This window comes from Paradesertivirga mongoliensis (genome assembly GCF_024436395.1).
Lineage (GTDB): Bacteria > Bacteroidota > Bacteroidia > Sphingobacteriales > Sphingobacteriaceae > Paradesertivirga > Paradesertivirga mongoliensis.
This window is the reverse complement of record NZ_JAFMZO010000004.1, coordinates 405,475-422,855: the sequence shown is the minus strand read 5'-3', so window position 1 is coordinate 422,855 and position 17,381 is coordinate 405,475. Positions and strand designations below refer to the sequence as shown.

Below are 17,381 nucleotides of genomic sequence, written 5' to 3'. Positions count from 1 at the left end.
ATTTTCCGCTACATTTCAACTCTTTCCCATAAAATCTCCGCTGAGCGTTCCCTTAATAACTTACCTTAATTTTTTGCCCGTTCGCAAGTGATACCTTAACCGCATTTGCTGAGGCCGAATACTTAAGCTTTTTAACCGGCATCAATTCCCTGTCGGCCCACTTTTCGCCGGATTTTTTCCAAAGCATTAGGGTGGCATACAGGTTATCCCTGCCCGGAACAAAATTATCCGATACATCGATCACAGCGCTCTGTTTGGCAGAAGGGTGTAATCCATCGGCATACACCGTTTCTAGCTGATCCCAGCCGGCCAACGACACTAGTGCCAACTGATAAACGCCATTATCAATTATCCTGACCTTATGGCCTTTTATTGTGCGGCTTTCGTCCCTTATCGGAGTCGAAAGAACGGGCAAAGAATAATGTCCCGATCTGACTTGCGCGGAAACCCTACTGTTATTTCTGTCTAATCGCAGGATTCCGTTAGGAAGAGTGATCTCTGCAAGATTCAGTTTAACCGAAGTATCCGAAGCAAAAACTCCATCGCGATAATATACATTGTCTTTGTATTTTTTGAAATTAAACATCCTCATGCTTTCCCAGGCACCTTTTGATGTTTTATAAACGTAGGCCATTGAAACCTCTCCGTTTTTTCCGTCTGCCTGCCACGGAAATGCGCTGTTATAAGCTAAACGAGTATAATTTTCTGTTCCCTGGTATACGCCCACAGTTTTACTGAAACACCATGATCTTATTTCTGATGCCCCGATGCCCGGATAATTCGTAATAAGGAGATTCGACCCGCTTGCAAATTTGTCATAAACCTCGCCTGCTTTCATTTTCGTTTCCCAATCACCTTCGTTCTCTACTGCGGTCCAAAACGGACTGTTAGCCGGCACCAGCAAGCCCAAAAACAGTTTACCCAGCCAGAAAGCGCTTCCACGGCAGCTATACGTTTGTACAGCTGGCTCAAATGGCCCGTAAAATCCCAAAGTCGGAACGCTGTCCTGCAAGAAATCGGGGTGTTTCATAAACTGAAGGATCGAGCCTGATGCTATTCGGCGCATCCAGCCATAATTAATTTTAGGGTCGTTTTTAAAACCCATCATCGGGAAGGGAGCAGCAGCGCCCATGCGGTAAGCAATGCTCCTGCCCCACATAATCATTTCACCATTTCTGGAGAACATATGCGGGTAGTTGTCTTGCAGATCGTCGAAATAAGATGCCAGTTTGCCTGCATATTCCGGGTAATACTTCTCGCCGAAATACTGAGACCAGATCTTACCATACATCTGGAAAGCCCACATGCTGTAGTAATCGTAATACGGGCTATCAGTATACCATCCCTGGCCTTTATAATCTGCGATGACCTTTTCCAGCAAGCTTTTTAAAAGCGTCTCGTTTACCTGATAGTTCTGACTTTTGTAAAAGCTGAGGATCAGGATATTAAAATACCGCCAGTTCATGTCTATGGTTGGCCCGTCGCCGTAGCTCAACATGGTTTTCGACAAAGACTCTTTAACGCTGGCCGGCAAGGGTTCCCAGAAAATCTCGGGCGAGGTAAGCAGGGATGCAGCAAGACCGCCAAATTCTACGAGTTTCTGACTGGGCCCTCCGTTTGCAGGGCGGGCCTCGATATAGGTATCGCTTTTCGGATCGAGCATTTTTGCGATCTGGTAGCGGTAATAATCGCCAACCTTAATTCCGTTTATTTGCATTTCGGGATGCTCTTTGAGTAAGGGTCCGGCAATAAACATGGTGCGGCACAATCCTTCCATCTTCTCAGTTGGAGTTGACTTTCCGTCGCGCGGATAACTCTTACCTGGTTGCTTTGGGAACTTCATCGGATCGTCGAGCGAATGGATATGGCTGAACGCCCCGCTTAGCAGATACAATGCCGCTTCCTTCCAGTGCTTCCTGGTCATTCCGGTGTGGGGACTTATTTTCTGGTCGGGTTGATTTACTTTAAAGATCTGTTTGGCACCTGCCTGCGTTCGAAGTGCGGCAAGACTATCTGAAGAGATCGTTTGAGACCGCACAGCGTTGTGAAGTATGGCTATGCAAAATATGAGAGGAACTATTTTTAATTTCCGGAACATGGTTTTTATGGTAAAGTTTAGCAATTGCTAAGAAACAAATAATTACGCTAATAAAGGAGGGGCAAAACAGGTGTTTATGGTGGGAGAATTATGCGCCTTTAAGAAGGATTGAAGTGCAACCGAGTCGGAGACTCTTTTCTATTTGTGAATCCGTAGAGCCCTGCGGAACTCTACGGATAGTTGAGAGGAGTTTTACTACGGATTACAAATCTACCATAGGAACTTCGGAATTATAAATTGCGACGAGCAGCAGCCGTCTTAACTTACGATCAAGACTTCATGCCCTCACAATCGTAATTTTAAGCCTCCATTAACTACAAAACCATCTAGCGGAGCATAGATATCCCGGAATACGGGGTTGGATATGCTACCTGTATAAATACTGTCGAAGCGGGTTTGGCGGGTGTCGGTGAAGTTCTCAAAATTGATATATATCGAAAAGCGGTTCCAGAGCTTCTCTGCCATAAATCCGAATATCCAATAAGGCTTGCCTGCGGCGCCATCGTTCAGGGTTTGTTTACCGTAATAATATCCTTCGGCTCCAAGTTTCCATTTATCTTCCACCTCATACATTAAAACGTTATTTAACCGGTGTTTTGCCGTCAGGGGATTTTGCCGCAGATCATCACCCACATGAATTTTAGCATCAGTTAAGCTATATCCCACAAAAAACTTAAAGTCGTGGTAAGCAAACTTTACGTTGGTTTCCATACCTCTGCTATCCATGTGCCCGGCTGAATTGGTGAACCTGTATTCACTGCCCGCTTCTGGTTCCATCATTAAAGGATTATTCAGAAATGTATAAAAGAACAGATGGTTGATACTAAAAGAGAGCTCATCATGAAAGAGAGTTGTACGATAATTCAGGTCCCAATTAAACCCGTAGCTTTCTTCGAGCTTATTTACTGTTGCAGAGATTGGAAGAACATTCTGGTATTGGATCCGTTCGCTTTCTTCGGTGAATATGGTCGGCGTCTTATACCCCAGGCCTCCTCCTACCCGCGAGTTAAACTTTTCATTTACTTTAATCAGGGCAGAAATCCTGGGGAGCAAAACAAAACCGTAGTCGACGACATAATCGCCTCTTAAGCCTGTTTCAAGCTCGAGCCATTCAGCGGCATGCAGATTATTCTGGATAAAGGCGCCGTAGGTTATCTGATTGTAGTTTCTTAAGGGTACCGCGGTCTGCTGGTTCTCACGGAATTGATCGGTCCAGAGATTTAGACCGGCCACCCATTCGCTCTTGTCGCTGCCTGTTGTAATATTGGCTTCAGAGAATGTTCCATATTGCGTACCATCAAATGAATAAGCCGGAATACCGATCTTCCTGTTAAAGTAACTTACGCTATTGCGGAGGTTTAGTTCGGTATGTTCTGACAGTTTATGTTTGAGGGCAAATTGCGAAGACAGGCGCTTAGAATTGTTGCTTTCGAAAAAGCTGTGGGTGGCGTCGCCCTCTCCTTTTATATAGTGAAGGTCGCCGCCGGTACGCTCTTCAAAGCTACTGTTGACCCCCAAATTTAAAGAGGTTTTATCGTTAAAATACAAAAATAACTTAGGGTTGAACGTGTAACGGGTGAACTCTGGTATTGCCGTAAGGTCGATGTTTCCGGGTGCATACGCTTCATTACTGTTTCTCGACGCGAATACGGTTATGCCGGCTTTTCCGAAGCGCTCTCCGTAGAAACCATTCAGATCCAATCCGCCTGCTGATGTGCCGTTGAGGTGAAAGTTGAGTTCCTGCTCTTCCTTTGGCGTTTTGCTGATCAGATTGACTAATCCGGCTATTGCCCCGCCTCCATACAAGGTAGACGATGAGCCTTTGATAACTTCAACCTGTTTCAGGTCCAGCGGCGGCGTTTGTAATAAACCGAGTCCGCTTGCCGCCCCCGAATACAGAGGAAAACCATCCTTTAAGATCTGGGTGTATCTTCCATCCAGCCCCTGGATTCGTATCGATGCGTTTGCACTCGTTGCCGAGGTCTGCTGTGTTTGGATACCGGTGCTTTCGTTCAGAACCATACGAATATCACCCGGCTTCATGTTCGCTTTCTCGTCTAATTCTTCGCCTGCAATTACTTCAATCCGTGTGGGGATATTGGCGATTGTCCGGCTGCTCCGGGTGGAAGAAACCACAACCTCTTCTAATTCTTCGCCTTCAGCTGCTTCTAATAAAACAACAATGGGACTTGCGGCAGCTAAAGGAAAGGAAATACTATCGATTTTGGTTGTATAGCCCAGATAGCGGTATTCGAAGCTATGAACGCCATTGGGCAGACCTGAGAATGATACATTTCCATGTTGGTTTGTCGACGATACTTTTTGGAGGTTGATTATTGCTACACTAGCGCCAATAAGGGGCGCCTGAGTTTCAGCGTCTTTAAGGGTTATGGTGACGGTATTTTGTGCAAGGGCGGTAAAACCACACGCCAGTACAGCAAAAAATATAAAATATCTTTTCATTAAAATATGATTTAGACCGGCCTTTTTACGGGCCTGATAATATGAATAATAAATTTCAGATACTCTTACGAATACTTCGGCGGCTGCCAGATTGAAGGGCTGAACTGGATTGGAGTTAGCGAGATGTATCCGTCAAACTTTTCAATCTTCAGGAATGAAATGATATGCTGGCTGGGTACGGATGGCAGTACTACAGAGAAGGGACAGCGTGAACAATGACAAAACGGGGTACATGGTTCCTCTTCCTGGTGGCTATCATCAGTTGTTTTACAAGACTCCACCCTGCCCTTGTTTTCAGAGCCATCTTGATCCTCACAGAGGTCGGACCCGGTAAAGAGCATTAGAATCGTCATGAAAACGGCCAGTACTTTCATTACGACAAATATAGTGATCGCGGTAAAATATGATCGAGGGGAATGCAATAGAATTGCAAGGTTTGGTATTAATGAGTGTAATGCCTTCGGTCCCCAGAATGTCCGTTTACACCGCCGTAGTGACGATTTACGTCGTAGTAATACTCGTAATGCGTGATTAATCACCGCAATGCTTCCATGTACTGCCCGTTTACTTTGTAGTAATGCCGACTACCTTTGCGGGGAGAAACGAACCCTTAACCTCGTAATATCAACTTTTACTTCCCCTTTTTTTATACAAAAAGTTACTCTCAACATTTTCTGTCTTTCCGAACTTCCTCTCATATTTAATACCCTCATCTTCCCCAAAGGGATGTCCGCCGAAACCATGGCGCATCATGGCAACTGCTTTATCCGAAATGCGGACCGTATCGCGTGAAGTGAATAATTGCATCACCGACTGTGCAATAACGGGTACCGGCACTTCCATTCGCATCGCGTCGGCCACCAGCCAATTCACTTCGCCGGTATCTTCTATGTATGAAGGAACCGACTCGAATCCCTGCTTTTCGTTGTAAACCCTCGCCATTAATTCGATAAGCCACGACCGGATCACCGATCCATGGTTCCAGGTTTTCAAGATCTCTGGAAAGTTTAACTCTTCCCTGTAATTCGCCAGCAGGGCCATGCCTTCGCCGATAGCCTGCAGCATTCCAAACTCAATTCCGTTATGAACCAGCTTTACAAAATGCCCTGAGCCGGGCGAACCGGTATGGACAAAGCCATTTTCCACGGCAAGATCCTTTAAAACTGGTGCAACATGTTCCATCGCCTCCGGTTCGCCGCCTGCCATAAAACAGGCCCCGTTGCGTGCGCCATCTACTCCGCCGCTGGTACCACAATCGACAAAGTATATTCCAAGCTCTTTTAGACTGTGCGAACGCCTGATTGAATCGCCCCAGTAAGAATTTCCACCATCGACGATGATATCTCCTTTTTTAAGAAGAGCGCCAAGCTGTTCCAGTATCCGGTCGATAACAGCGCCGGCCGGAACATAAATAAAGATAATTTTAGGCCCGGGAAGCTTTGAAATCATTTCTTCTACGCTGCCACTCTGCTCAAGACCGTGGTTCTGAAGCTCCTCGTTCGGGTGTAAATCATACCCCAGCACCTTATATCCTTTATCCATAGCCTGCATCGCCATGTTGCCGCCCATCTTTCCCAGTCCTATAATTCCAATCGTCTTGTTTTTCATATTGTCTATTGTAAACCGCTGCCGGGATGACTATTCGTGACCATAATCCCGAACTATATCTTCTTACAACAGAAAAGCAAGCAAACAGTGTAAATTATTTCATAGACCCGATCTTTCCTATTTAAGACTTAACAAAGGCAGGATGAGCAAATCAGACTCTAACAGTACACAAGTGCGTTCAGCCAGCGGCCTAAATCATATCTAAAAATCGGGATTAGCGAAGATCAATTGGAGGTTTTAACTAGATACTCTTGATTACAATCCCGACGATAGCAGCAATAATGATAATATGCGGCTCCTGTAATTTTTTGACATAAATCAAAGCCAGCATCGAGGCTATCGCTATTAGGGCAGTTGGAATATCGACAACTGACCGTGAGGCGATCACGATCACCGCTCCAACAAGAGCACCAATAACCGATGCGGTAATGCCATCGACAAAAGCTTTAATACTTTGGTTCTTTGCTATCTTATTAAATGAGGGCGCAAGAATGATGGTAAACAGAAAGCATGGCAAAAAAGTTGCAGCGGCGGCTACCGAAGCTCCGGGAAATCCGGCAACCAGGTACCCGATAAAACCTACGGTGATCACCACCGGACCTGGAGTGATCATGGCAACAGCTACCGAATCGACAAACTGGGCCTCATTCAACCAGCCAAACTCCTGAACAACACCAGCGTGCAGGAACGGAACAATTGCCAAACCGCTGCCAAACACAAAGGCTCCTGCTTTGGCAAAAAATAAGGCTATTTTAATTAAGGTATCGGTAGAATATTCCCAGAATCCGATACCCGCCAGTACAATAGATGGTAAGGCCGGCTGCTTCTTTGCCCAGGCCGGAGGAGCCTTGATAAACATATAGATTAAGCCTGTAGCGATAAAGAGTAAAACTTCTTCACGCTGAGTAACAACTGTCACCACAATACCAATGAGGTAAAATACCCAGAGCAGCCAGTTAGTCTTGACAGAAGACAGGTTTAGCTTACTGATAGACTTGATGGTAAGCTTATAAGCGCTGATACAGATGATACCGATCACTGAGGCGCCCACGCCATAAAATACAGCTTGCATCCAGGGTAAACCACTATACTGCTTATAAGCCATCCCCAGCAATACAACCATTATAAATGAGGGCAGTATAAAAGCCAGTCCGACTAAGGTTGCCCCTAAAAGCCGGTAATGCACAAAGCCGATGTAGATACCCAGCTGTGCAGCCAGTGGCCCCGGAGCTAACTGAGCCAATGCCAACCCTTCTTTATACTCGTCCTCTGTGAGCCATTTTTTATCTTCCACCAGATCGCGGTGCATGTAGCCCACCAGCGCTACCGGACCGCCGAAGCCCCAGGTTCCGAGTTTGAGGAAATAGATCACAAGATCTTTTAAGGTATATGGTCTGATCATCTGCATAGTATTTCTAGAAACCTAAACCAAATTGAAAAGCTGCCGTAAATGAAGCGGGTTTGTCGTTGCCGAAACGAACGGGCAATGGAACCGCTACAAAATAATTACTGTGCTTGTTTCTCTTTACCACTTTATTCAGAATCGGAGTAAATCCAAACCTTCCCGAAGTTTCAAAAGCCGCACGGCCCACAAAAGTGTAGCCCTTTCCGAGGGCAGCTAAAATGCCGGGATGAAATAAGAAGTTGCTCATTTTACTCACACCATCCTCTGTTCTTACAAAAGGAACCGCTTCAAACGAAAACCCCACCTTCGGACTCTTCCAGATATTAATGCCCGTTGGCATCCCTACGGTATAAGAATGTTTAAAGTTAGTGTGCGTAGCATCACTGTCAAATGTTACGATAGGATGAATGATACCCACATAACCCGCCATTCTGGGATAGATATGAACTGGTGCCTGTATTGATGGAGTTTGTGCAATCGACGGCAACGAAACGCTTAATAAAATTAAAAGTAATCCTGTAAAATAATTTCTCATGTTAACACCTTGTATCTTGTAGTTCAATTAAAAGTCTACAATGTTACTAGGATACTCGCACATGAAATAGAACAGATTTAACTATTGGTATCCTTTTTACTTTTTGAGAGATTTTTCTTGTATCCTGAGGGACTTACACTGGTATGTTTTTTAAAAATCCGGGTGAAGTGACTTTGGTCGGAAAATCCGGTTAAATAAGCAATCTCAGACAGAGAGAGCTTAGAGCTGCTGATAAGATCCATCGCCTTTTCTATGCGAAGCTTTCTGATATATTCTCCAAAAGATAAATTATCGAAGTGCTTTGAAAACTCTCTTGACAAATATGCAGGATGAACATTAAGCTCCTGCGACAAGCTTTTCAGGCTTAAACTTAAATTCGTGTCGATCTGATCCTGGATCATCTCTTTAAGCTCAATTGCCCAATCGGGGTTCTTCTTTTTACTGTCTTTTTGCTCTTTGATATACTTATTGAACACCTCAATAAGCAAATACTCTATCGGGTTTTGAGTATGACGTTCTTTTTGAAGATGCTTTGCCCAACTATACAGAGCATCGTAGATCAGCATTCCCCGTTCTAACAGCTCGAAATCGTCAGAGGTATTGTATGCCAGTCCGGCCGAGATTGCCCATAACCCGGAGGATTGAGAGGCGAGATGGTGGGCATCGGTATCAGCCCCTCTTACAATTACAGCCATAGACTGTAACGCAGGGTCTTTAAGATTATGCTTTTTCAGGATGTAATCGAAGGTGCATTTGTCTTCGTAATGGGTATACTCTACATCAGGAATATCAAAGGGAATGGCGTTCAGTTCGCGGGCTTTAGTTAAAACATCCTGAAAAGGGACGTAAATAAACTCTGCTTCGTTGTCGACAAACCGCTTAATTAGCCAGGGACATGCAATACGGTCAATTTTAGGACGCTCTCTGGTGATCCACTTCATCTGGAAATTTTGATGCTAACATAAATAGCTTAAATTATTAAAACATATAAATAGTTAGTGATTACTAACGCCGCTATCCATCCGGCTGTAGAGGTTTGCTTGATCTGTTGAGTGGTATAGAATTTATTAATTTGAGTTACACCTTAGTCTATTCTGGAAGGGATGTACTCTTTTCAGAAGAAGTCGGTGATTTGAGTATTTTACAATACATAAGGTTAAAACATTTTAGTAATTAAGATCTTATCGATTCGCGTGGAATCCATATCAACTATCTCCAATTCAAAATTTCTCCACCTTATCTTTTCGCCAGTAACCGGATAATGGCTAAGATGCTTTAAAATAAGTCCTCCCAACGTTGTAAAGCCGTCAGGCTCTCCGGCGTCTTCTATTTCAAAGTAATTCACGAATTCATAATACGCATATTGGCCGTCAGCTAACCAGGAACTCTCGTCGCGCTGAATAATATCAGCTTCTTCAAATGCCGGGTTTATTGAAATATCTCCGATTAGTTCATCAACAACATCCGTAACAGAAAGCACACCTTCTATCGATCCATACTCATCCACTACCAGAACCAGGTGAACTTTATGCTCTTTAAACTTTTCCAATACCTTATAGGCAGCTAAATTCTCTTGAACATAGTAGGGCTTTTGAATAAGATCGAGCAGGTTGAAACTTTCGTTTAAGAAACTCTTAGTAAATATCTGATTCACAGACACTATCCCCACTATTTTATCGGGCGATTTGTCAATTACCGGATACACCGAATGTGGTTCGGCCTCGACTTTCCGCTTTATTTCTTCTAAAGTATCATGCAGGTCAATATAGGTCAAATCTGATCGGTGAGTCATCAATTCACCAGCCTTCCTATCGCCCAAAGCGAATACCCGCTTAACGATGTCCTGCTCTATTTCCTGGATCTCGCCTAAACTTGTACTGTCAGCTATAATCGACTTTATTTCCTCCTCAGTCACTATTCCGTCTTTCTTATCCTTGATGCCAAAAACGCCGAGAACAAAGTCGTTGGTCTTGGCCAGTAGCCAGATGAATGGCCTGGTCATTGTCGAAAGCACATTCATAGGTCGGGCTACCAGAGTTGCTATAGTCTCAGGAAAAGCCAGCCCTATTCGTTTAGGTATTAATTCTCCAAATACAATAGAAAAATAAGTGATAATGATTACAATTAAAACTACCGCTAAGGTATCGGAATAAGGTGCAAGATAGGAGACATCGTTAATCAGATCAACTAAATCAGAGGTGAGTTTCTCGCCACTATAAATACCCGTAAGGATACCAATAAGAGTGATTCCAATTTGAACAGTAGATAAAAAGGTATTCGGACTAGCGGCCAGTTCAAGTGCCTTTCGGGCGTTTCCATTGCCTTTCTTAGCAGCACTCTCTAATGTAAATTTCTTAGATGATACCAACGCGATTTCACTCATAGAAAAAACTCCGTTTAGTATAATCAGAAAAAATATTATCAGAATTTCCATATTGCAAATCTAAGGAGATATGGTGACTCCCGGTTGATTGTAAAAAATTAATCAGCTAATAGCGCAATCACTGATTGCGCTATCTTGATTGAATTATTCCTGAGTAATCGCTTTTGCCAGTAACAAATGCAATTTCAACTTTAGCTCATTTAAACTTGCAATCTAACCTGATGGTGATGGCTTACTGATAAACGGAATGATATGGGCAGACTAATTTAAGGCGGGCTGAAAAGGCTTTAGGAGAAGCCTTATAACACAAAGCAACCATTTCTTTGATAATATTTTAATACTGCAACACACTAAATCCTTCTCCGGATCCTTACCGACAGCTGTCCTACCAACAGCAAAAAGATTAGTAGCAAAATGCTCTGTCTGCCCCCGTTTTTGCGATGCAGCGATCTGCTCACGTTTTTCACCTGCACCTCACTTTTAGCTACAGTCGTGCCAGCAGAGTCGAGCCATAGTTGCTGCTCCTCAGCGCCTATAAAGCTTCCTGCCTTCCAACTTGCCTCTTTTCCCGAAATAGTCAGCGACTTTGCCCTCCCTTTAAATACGGCTCCCGGAGAATAGCTAAACTCGCCTTCCGGAATGATCTCTACCCTATAGCTTATTTTATCAGAATCGGTGTACGAAAAGACCATATCTCGATTTATTTCTGCGTTTAGCGTGGTGTTGCTTTGAGATTCTACCTGTTTGAATGAAGTACTGTCGGATACCGATTTATTTACAGAACGAAAAACAGCACAAGCTGGTGCAAAAAGCAGCAAGAGCAGCAGCGAGGCAGCAGGCAGAACAATCCTGCCTGCCGCCAAATTTGAAATGTCAAATGCCTTGCTCAAATCCTCTTGTCTTGTATAAAATCAGCCACTTTATAAAGGGAGGCAATAAGCCTGCGCTTCCGGTACACCCCATCGCCTTCGGCACTTCCTGCACCGTTGGTATTGCCTTCTACCGATATTATCCATTTCCCATCCCATTTATCAACAAAACCCACATGAGCAATCCTGCCCTTATCACTGTACCAGACACCAAAAACATCTCCTTGACGCGGAGTGGCAATATCACCAGCTGCTATGGCTCTTGTCCGTTGCCAGATCACTTTGGAAGCAGGAAACAGATCAGGCGACCAACCACTTCGCGGATTCTTAATACCAGTTTCGCCGAGTGCCCAGCAAACAAAAGCGGCACACCAGGGCTGGCCCTTTTTCAGCCTTACATAGCGGAGGTATTTTTCTACATCAGGCCCATCATTTCTGCTACTAAACTCGCGCACACCCAGCTCATCCGTATAAACCTCCTTAAGTATTCCACGTTTCCGCTTGAGCTCATTGCTATTCCCTTTTACCTTTAACCTTTCAACTTTAACCTCCCTCCCAAACTTAACCTCTCTACCATTCCCTTTTACCTTTCCGCTTTCACCTTTCACCTTTCCTAAATCAATGCCATAAGCGTGAACACAAACGAGAATAATAGCAGCAGATAGAAACTTAAGTAAATAATGACTTTTGAACATGGTTGCAGGGATTTAAAATTGTACTCGAAATGATATGTTGAATAGGTGCCTAACACCGGCCAGATGGCCCGGATGAGCTGCCATGTAAGGCTTTTAAAAAGCAGCAAAGCCAGCACGGCCATTAATATGGCGCTTAGCGCACCCGGATCTATGGGTGCCGAAGCAGTATCGATAAACCTCGCCAGGAAAGGAAAGTTAAGGAACAACAATAACCAAAAGGTAATGGCCAGGTACTCGCGTTTGATGCTGAATACCGGGGCTAAATAATTTTGTAATACTTGCATAATAAAATTAGTAATGGGGCGCCGTTAAGCGCCCCTTGTTAAAAAATCAGACCACTAAAATGCTTCCGGCATAGGTACTTTCCGACTGCTTAGTCAGATCACGCGAGCTGAAGAACATAAAGACATGCACGGTGTCGCCGGTAAAGTCGCCCGGAAGCGGAACATCCAGCGCACCATCGGCACGCAGCGCTCCTTCAGCGGGCAGGTAGATGTTCTTTACCGGATTATAAATTAATACCGTAAGCTCATCATCCGCAAAAGCGCCGTACTTCGACACCAATACCGACCAACTGAGTTGCAGCACGCCTGCATCCACCAGCATAACAATGTCGGATGGCTTGATCAGGCTGCCCTTACTGATCTTCATTTTGGTATAATCTACCGTATAGTTTGGATAAATACCGGTTATCGCATTGTTCAGAAGGTGCTGCATCGCCAGGTTATATCCGCTTGCCCTCGTAGTCTTCGAGCCTTTAAAGCCATCGTTCAGCAAAGCCGTGATTGGCTGCAAGGTTTGGATGGCCAGCGCAAATTTAGCCTGCTGCTCCAATTGCAATTGCGTTGGCGCTTTACTGCTCTTGCGGGGTAAACCCTTGATGTAATCTACATCCTTCCAACTACTGCCGACAACGCTCCCTGCCTTGCCGGAAAAGCCTCCATTGGCTCCATTTCTAATAATTCCCATTTTCTAAAATTTAGTTAAACCATCTGTTTAAGAGCCGTACCTTATCTGCTCATGGAACAAACATAGAGCGGCTGGAACCCGGGCTGGATCAATCATGTCGCAATCGGCATTTCGGTATAAATGGGCCGCTATAAGGCCAGACGGGCATATTGTGGCACATTACAGCGTTTTTGCTATTTCCTGGCAAATTGCCGGTTGCTATACTCCGGCATGCTGGGGCGCCGGGATACTGGTGGTGATTAAGGCCGAATTGAGAATTACCTGGCTCTTACCAAATTCGCGACAGGTTTGCAGTATTTCCGAAGCTTCCCGAAGCTTTCCCGAACAAAGTGGCGGATTTCCCGAACAAGTCCCGAAGAACTCCCGAACAACACTCAGGGAAATCCCGAAGCTGGCCGAAGGATTTTGCACAGCTTTCCGGTACCAGGTAATAGCCAGGTAATAAGCAGGTACCTGCATTTCCTGAAGAATGATCGAAGAATTTCCGAACCAAAGCGCATAAAAAAACCGGGCGACAGGCCCGGTTTCGTTTTTATGTACTAAATCCTAAAGGTAGAGCTCAACCTCTTCCCTTGGCACACTCATGTAATCGCAATACTCGGCTACGGTTACACCCTGGTGCTTCTTTTTGCCATAAATAGCTCTGATTAGCTGGATAAGATTGCGGCAATAGCTGCTTCTCTTCCCGGTGATTCGTTCCACGTCTTTCGGATAGATGTACATTCTTTTCATAGTATTGATTTTCATTTACCTCCTTTTTTAAATTCGGGGGCTAAATTATTTGTGGGTATTATTACCTGAAGGGAATTAATCGGTATTTTTTGTCAATTCTGGTTTTGGGACGGATATTCCATTTAATTCCCTTATCCTGCATGAGGTGTTTTGTATATTAGCGGGATAATTTAAAAGACAGAAAAATATAGAGTAAAAAGACATATAGAAAATATCGAATAGTAGTAGCTATTAAACTTGTAATCTGAAACCGCGAAATCTCTAAACAAACAAGGCCTAATAGACTGACTGCTCACGTTATGCGTGGGCTCAGTTTATCTTGTTTGTTGGGTCTTCGCGGACCTCAGATTACAGATTGCTGATGTCCCACGCTATTTGTTTTCACACCCTTACTCCGGGACGGTAAGAATCCTTCTACCGATAATGCAGGAGCAAAAATTTAAGGAAAACTTATTGAATCAAGCCATCAACGAACTTGCTGTAAGCGAAGAGTTTAAAGTTGTTACGGCCGCGTATGGGTATAGGACACTGGAAGATATTTTAAGAATGGGTAAGGCTTATGAGATGCTGAAGCATGAGGGCTTTGGGTATAGGATGTTGTTTGAGTTGACGGGGATTTTGAGGGGGAATGGATTGGGAGGGTATTTAGATTAGTAAGAACCTGGCTAAGATTTTACGGAATTTGAACCACCCTTTTAAAAGAAAATGCCCTAACATCGGTTAAGGCATTAAAAAATTTGTTTAACCCCAATGTTTTTGTTAACATTGAACGTCCTTCCCAAAAGGACGTTTTTCATAGGTAGATGTAGGGTTGTACTAAGTACAACCCTTTTTTATTAAAGTTTGGATTGTTTTAAAATCGTTGAAGAGAGGTTCACTTTGATTGTGGGCCTCACGAACCAATAAAGGCATCCACGTGTTGCCTGAGACTCGAACCAGGGCAACAGAATTAATACGTCGGATAGAATACACTAACATTTTTAAAGTCTTCTGACAGATATATGAGGGCTTACTTATTTTATTGCCTTCCCCTAATTCTTGTCGTTTTCAATCCAACAAAAAAGCACCGGATCTGCTTGACAGTTAAAATCACATAAATCAAGAGTATTCTCTTCTTTGAATAAATACTCTTGAAACATTAAACCGGAATTATAGCACTTGGACGTATTTTAGCCTTCAGCACTTATTTTAAGAAACTGTCTGTTACTACCTGTGCCTACCAGTGTGCCAACAATCCCGATTGAAGCCATCTTCTCCCGGGCAACATCAAAACTTACGCTATAGGTAGTGGTGCCGACCCGAACTGGTCGTAGCTTCTTCCAGTACGAGACGCCTCAAAGACCTCCTTTCAGTATCAGAACCCAATCAGTAGTGGCATCTGGAGCTTTAAACTGTACAGGCTTTTCGGAGCCCGTGGACTGGACTGCTGCAGCGGCCGTTCTACGACCTGTTTTGGCGTCAACCCAGGTATTTTTAGTGTAGCTGCCTTTCTCAAGCTTCAAGGCGAAGTTTTCCCCCTGGGGTGCGAATACGATGTACTGTTTTCCAGGTTCGGCAAGGGCATAAACGCGAAGGGTTTGATGTTCTGAAAGTAGTTCGTCGTTGGGCTGCATCCGCTCGAAGCGAATATCATTATGCATTATTTGTGCAATAATATCTATTGCTTTTTCGGAAGCAGTAAATGGGTTCTTGTCATTGAAAGGCAGGCCGGATTCGCCCCCGGCATACAGTTCATATTCTTTCGCATGGCCGTTCCATGTAAAAGAGGCTCCGGCTGTTGCACAAGCCCAGGCCGAGCGGCGCAAATCGTCTTGTGTCGCATTTACCCGTTCGTGCCAGAATCTGCGCCAAAGGGCGTTTCCTTCCGACATGAAAACAGGTTTCCCTCTATATCCCAGCTTGCAGGCCATATGATGCGTCCAGGCATCGCGCCATAACGTGCGTTCTTCTGCTTTTTCGGGAGAAGCGATCTGATGGTTCTCGATGGCTGCAAAAGTATATTCAGGAAGATTATAATGGTTTTCTCTCGGGAATTCGTCTTCATAAGTGCGCAGGTGGTTAAAAACATCATATTTCTGTACTAAGCGGGTAAACCCCAACTCATGACTTTCGCGGTTGCCATCTACTTCCCACACAAAATTCCATCCAGCTAGATTAGCATAAGGAGCAAGCCGGGCGGTCATATAGCGTACAAAAAAATCTTTTTCTTCCGCAGATAACTTTTCCCAGACCGGGCCTTCGTTCCTGCTCCCGTCCACCCCGAGGAACATGTGTACATTGATTCCATTGTTATTTAACCAGGAGAGATGCTGCTCCATACGCTTCCAAACGTCAAAATTCATTGTACTCGAGGCCTTTCCTTCCTGGTAGAGGGCCAGGTCAAGGGTTTGCGGAGCCGGTCCATCAAGATAATATTGTTTGAAACAACAAAGTGAAAGCAGCCAGTTAACCTGAAGATGGTTATAGCCATGCTCCTTGAACTTGCTGTATACATTGTCTACAATCCAGTTAAAGTCTTGCCCGATGGATCCGTGACCGGTTTCGTAATAGGATTTGAGCCACACGGGCTCTGTGCCATTATAAGCAAACCATCTCGGGTTTTTAAGGTAAGCCTGCAATACGCCTTTTCCTTGCCCCTGCGCTGTGCAGTCGAAACTACCCTTTCCCCCAGGGGTACCATCTGTCCAGCGGTACACATATTTCCAGGTGCCCAATTCATCGGGCATAAAGCGCATTTTCCAAACGTTGCCCAAAATTAGGTTGCCAGAGCCTTTTCCGTCTCCATCAAAGAAACCCCGAAAATCAATAAGCCGGCCGGATGGTGCCTGGTACTGAACGAGTAATTCTACAGCGGTAAATTTATTTTCATAGGTTTTGTTATTGGTGATACTCGCTTCAAACGTGCGGTAGCGGCCAACTTTCTCTGTTACTCTGATAAGTTTCGACAGGTTTGCCGCGTGCCTTGTGTCACTTTTCCTATCGATGCTGTAACCGCTCAGGGGAATGAGGAAGCAGGTAATAACAAACATCCAATATTTCAGGGAAGGAATGGCTTTTAGCAGTATGTTTTGCATGAATGGTTTAATTGTTCAGGCAAGATAGCGATGATGAGAGATATAAAAAAACGGTAAAGATATGTAGTCCAGAAAAATAAATCATTGAAAGATCAGTGAACTTTAGGGCTTACCGGACGATGATACAGCCTTACTATTATTCCCCTCGCTTAGCTTTTACAATATGTATTTCTGTAAATCTGGTTTTTTCATTAAGCAGCACAAGGGTAAACGTGTATATAATGCTGCTTTGCAGGAATTTCTTAAAGCGAGATAACGCCACTTGGCTTCGTCTTAGCTATATCCAGATAGAATAATGATTGAATAAAGTTCGATGGTACCCGAATAAGGCTCTTTTCCCAAAGTGCCTTGAAGCTTAACTCTGGATCTATGTAACCAAGCCATGCACGTTGCGTTGTTATTGAGGCAGCGTCATCTTCGGGGTTGAAGTTTCTGATGCAGCCTTTGATAATATTTATTTAAAAGGCCGTCGTATGCTTCTGCAGCCTGGTGGACAGCGGTCTCATTACTCGTATCGTAATCATACTTAAGGCATTAGCCCCTCCGTCAC

General features: G+C 44.3%; 14 protein-coding genes and 1 pseudogene. 3 read left to right on the top strand and 12 right to left on the bottom strand.

The window, feature by feature from the left end; genetic code table 11:
* Positions 1-52: 52 nt before the first annotated feature.
* The 9 genes and pseudogenes from J3P43_RS17345 to J3P43_RS17305 all read right to left on the bottom strand — a co-directional run bounded on the left by J3P43_RS17345 (position 53) and on the right by J3P43_RS17305 (position 12,056).
* Positions 53-2,098, bottom strand: a complete 2,046-nt coding sequence (locus J3P43_RS17345) for a DUF2264 domain-containing protein (RefSeq protein WP_255904792.1) — start codon at positions 2,096-2,098, stop codon at positions 53-55.
* A gap of 285 nt (positions 2,099-2,383) precedes the next feature.
* A complete protein-coding gene (locus J3P43_RS17340; protein WP_255904790.1) occupies positions 2,384-4,561 on the bottom strand; it encodes a TonB-dependent receptor in 2,178 nt (725 codons plus the stop codon).
* Between the two features lie 624 nt (positions 4,562-5,185).
* Positions 5,186-6,181 (bottom strand): annotated as a pseudogene (gene gnd / locus J3P43_RS17335) (phosphogluconate dehydrogenase (NAD(+)-dependent, decarboxylating)); the annotation flags it as partial.
* A 229-nt stretch (positions 6,182-6,410) separates the two neighbouring features.
* On the bottom strand, positions 6,411-7,577 hold the full coding sequence (locus J3P43_RS17330) for a chromate transporter (RefSeq protein ID WP_255904789.1): 1,167 nt from the start codon (positions 7,575-7,577) through the stop codon (positions 6,411-6,413).
* Positions 7,578-7,584: 7 nt separating this feature from the next.
* Positions 7,585-8,109, bottom strand: a complete 525-nt coding sequence (locus J3P43_RS17325) for a hypothetical protein (RefSeq protein ID WP_255904788.1) — start codon at positions 8,107-8,109, stop codon at positions 7,585-7,587.
* A 77-nt stretch (positions 8,110-8,186) separates the two neighbouring features.
* A complete protein-coding gene (locus J3P43_RS17320; protein ID WP_255904787.1) occupies positions 8,187-9,050 on the bottom strand; it encodes a chromate resistance protein ChrB domain-containing protein in 864 nt (287 codons plus the stop codon).
* Positions 9,051-9,265: 215 nt separating this feature from the next.
* Entirely contained in the window at positions 9,266-10,543 is a 1,278-nt protein-coding gene (locus tag J3P43_RS17315) for a hemolysin family protein (protein WP_255904786.1), read from the bottom strand.
* Positions 10,544-10,842: 299 nt separating this feature from the next.
* Positions 10,843-11,382, bottom strand: coding sequence for a hypothetical protein (locus tag J3P43_RS17310; protein ID WP_255904785.1), 540 nt, complete (start codon positions 11,380-11,382; stop codon positions 10,843-10,845).
* Positions 11,379-12,056: a CHAP domain-containing protein gene (locus J3P43_RS17305; protein WP_255904784.1), complete on the bottom strand. Its 678-nt coding sequence runs from the start codon at positions 12,054-12,056 to the stop codon at positions 11,379-11,381. Before J3P43_RS17305 ends, J3P43_RS17310 begins: the two co-directional genes overlap by 4 nt.
* Before the next feature lie 45 nt (positions 12,057-12,101).
* Here J3P43_RS17305 and J3P43_RS17300 point away from each other — a divergent pair, with 45 nt between their 5' ends.
* On the top strand, positions 12,102-12,323 hold the full coding sequence (locus J3P43_RS17300; protein WP_255904783.1) for a hypothetical protein: 222 nt from the start codon (positions 12,102-12,104) through the stop codon (positions 12,321-12,323).
* 63 nt (positions 12,324-12,386) lie between these two features.
* Here J3P43_RS17300 and J3P43_RS17295 read toward each other — a convergent pair whose 3' ends face one another.
* Positions 12,387-13,025, bottom strand: coding sequence for a DUF6266 family protein (locus J3P43_RS17295; RefSeq protein ID WP_255904782.1), 639 nt, complete (start codon positions 13,023-13,025; stop codon positions 12,387-12,389).
* Between the two features lie 94 nt (positions 13,026-13,119).
* Here J3P43_RS17295 and J3P43_RS17290 point away from each other — a divergent pair, with 94 nt between their 5' ends.
* On the top strand, positions 13,120-13,467 hold the full coding sequence (locus J3P43_RS17290) for a hypothetical protein (RefSeq protein ID WP_255904781.1): 348 nt from the start codon (positions 13,120-13,122) through the stop codon (positions 13,465-13,467).
* A gap of 104 nt (positions 13,468-13,571) precedes the next feature.
* Here the strand turns inward: J3P43_RS17290 and J3P43_RS17285 are convergent, their stop codons facing one another.
* The gene (locus tag J3P43_RS17285) at positions 13,572-13,772 is read right to left on the bottom strand and encodes a hypothetical protein (RefSeq protein WP_255904780.1); all 201 of its coding nucleotides are present in this window, start codon (positions 13,770-13,772) and stop codon (positions 13,572-13,574) included.
* 438 nt (positions 13,773-14,210) lie between these two features.
* Between J3P43_RS17285 and J3P43_RS17280 the strand changes: the two genes are divergently transcribed.
* Entirely contained in the window at positions 14,211-14,411 is a 201-nt protein-coding gene (locus J3P43_RS17280) for a hypothetical protein (protein ID WP_255904779.1), read from the top strand.
* 680 nt (positions 14,412-15,091) lie between these two features.
* Here J3P43_RS17280 and J3P43_RS17275 read toward each other — a convergent pair.
* Positions 15,092-16,831: a DUF5060 domain-containing protein gene (locus J3P43_RS17275; protein WP_255904778.1), complete on the bottom strand. Its 1,740-nt coding sequence runs from the start codon at positions 16,829-16,831 to the stop codon at positions 15,092-15,094.
* Positions 16,832-17,381: the final 550 nt, after the last annotated feature.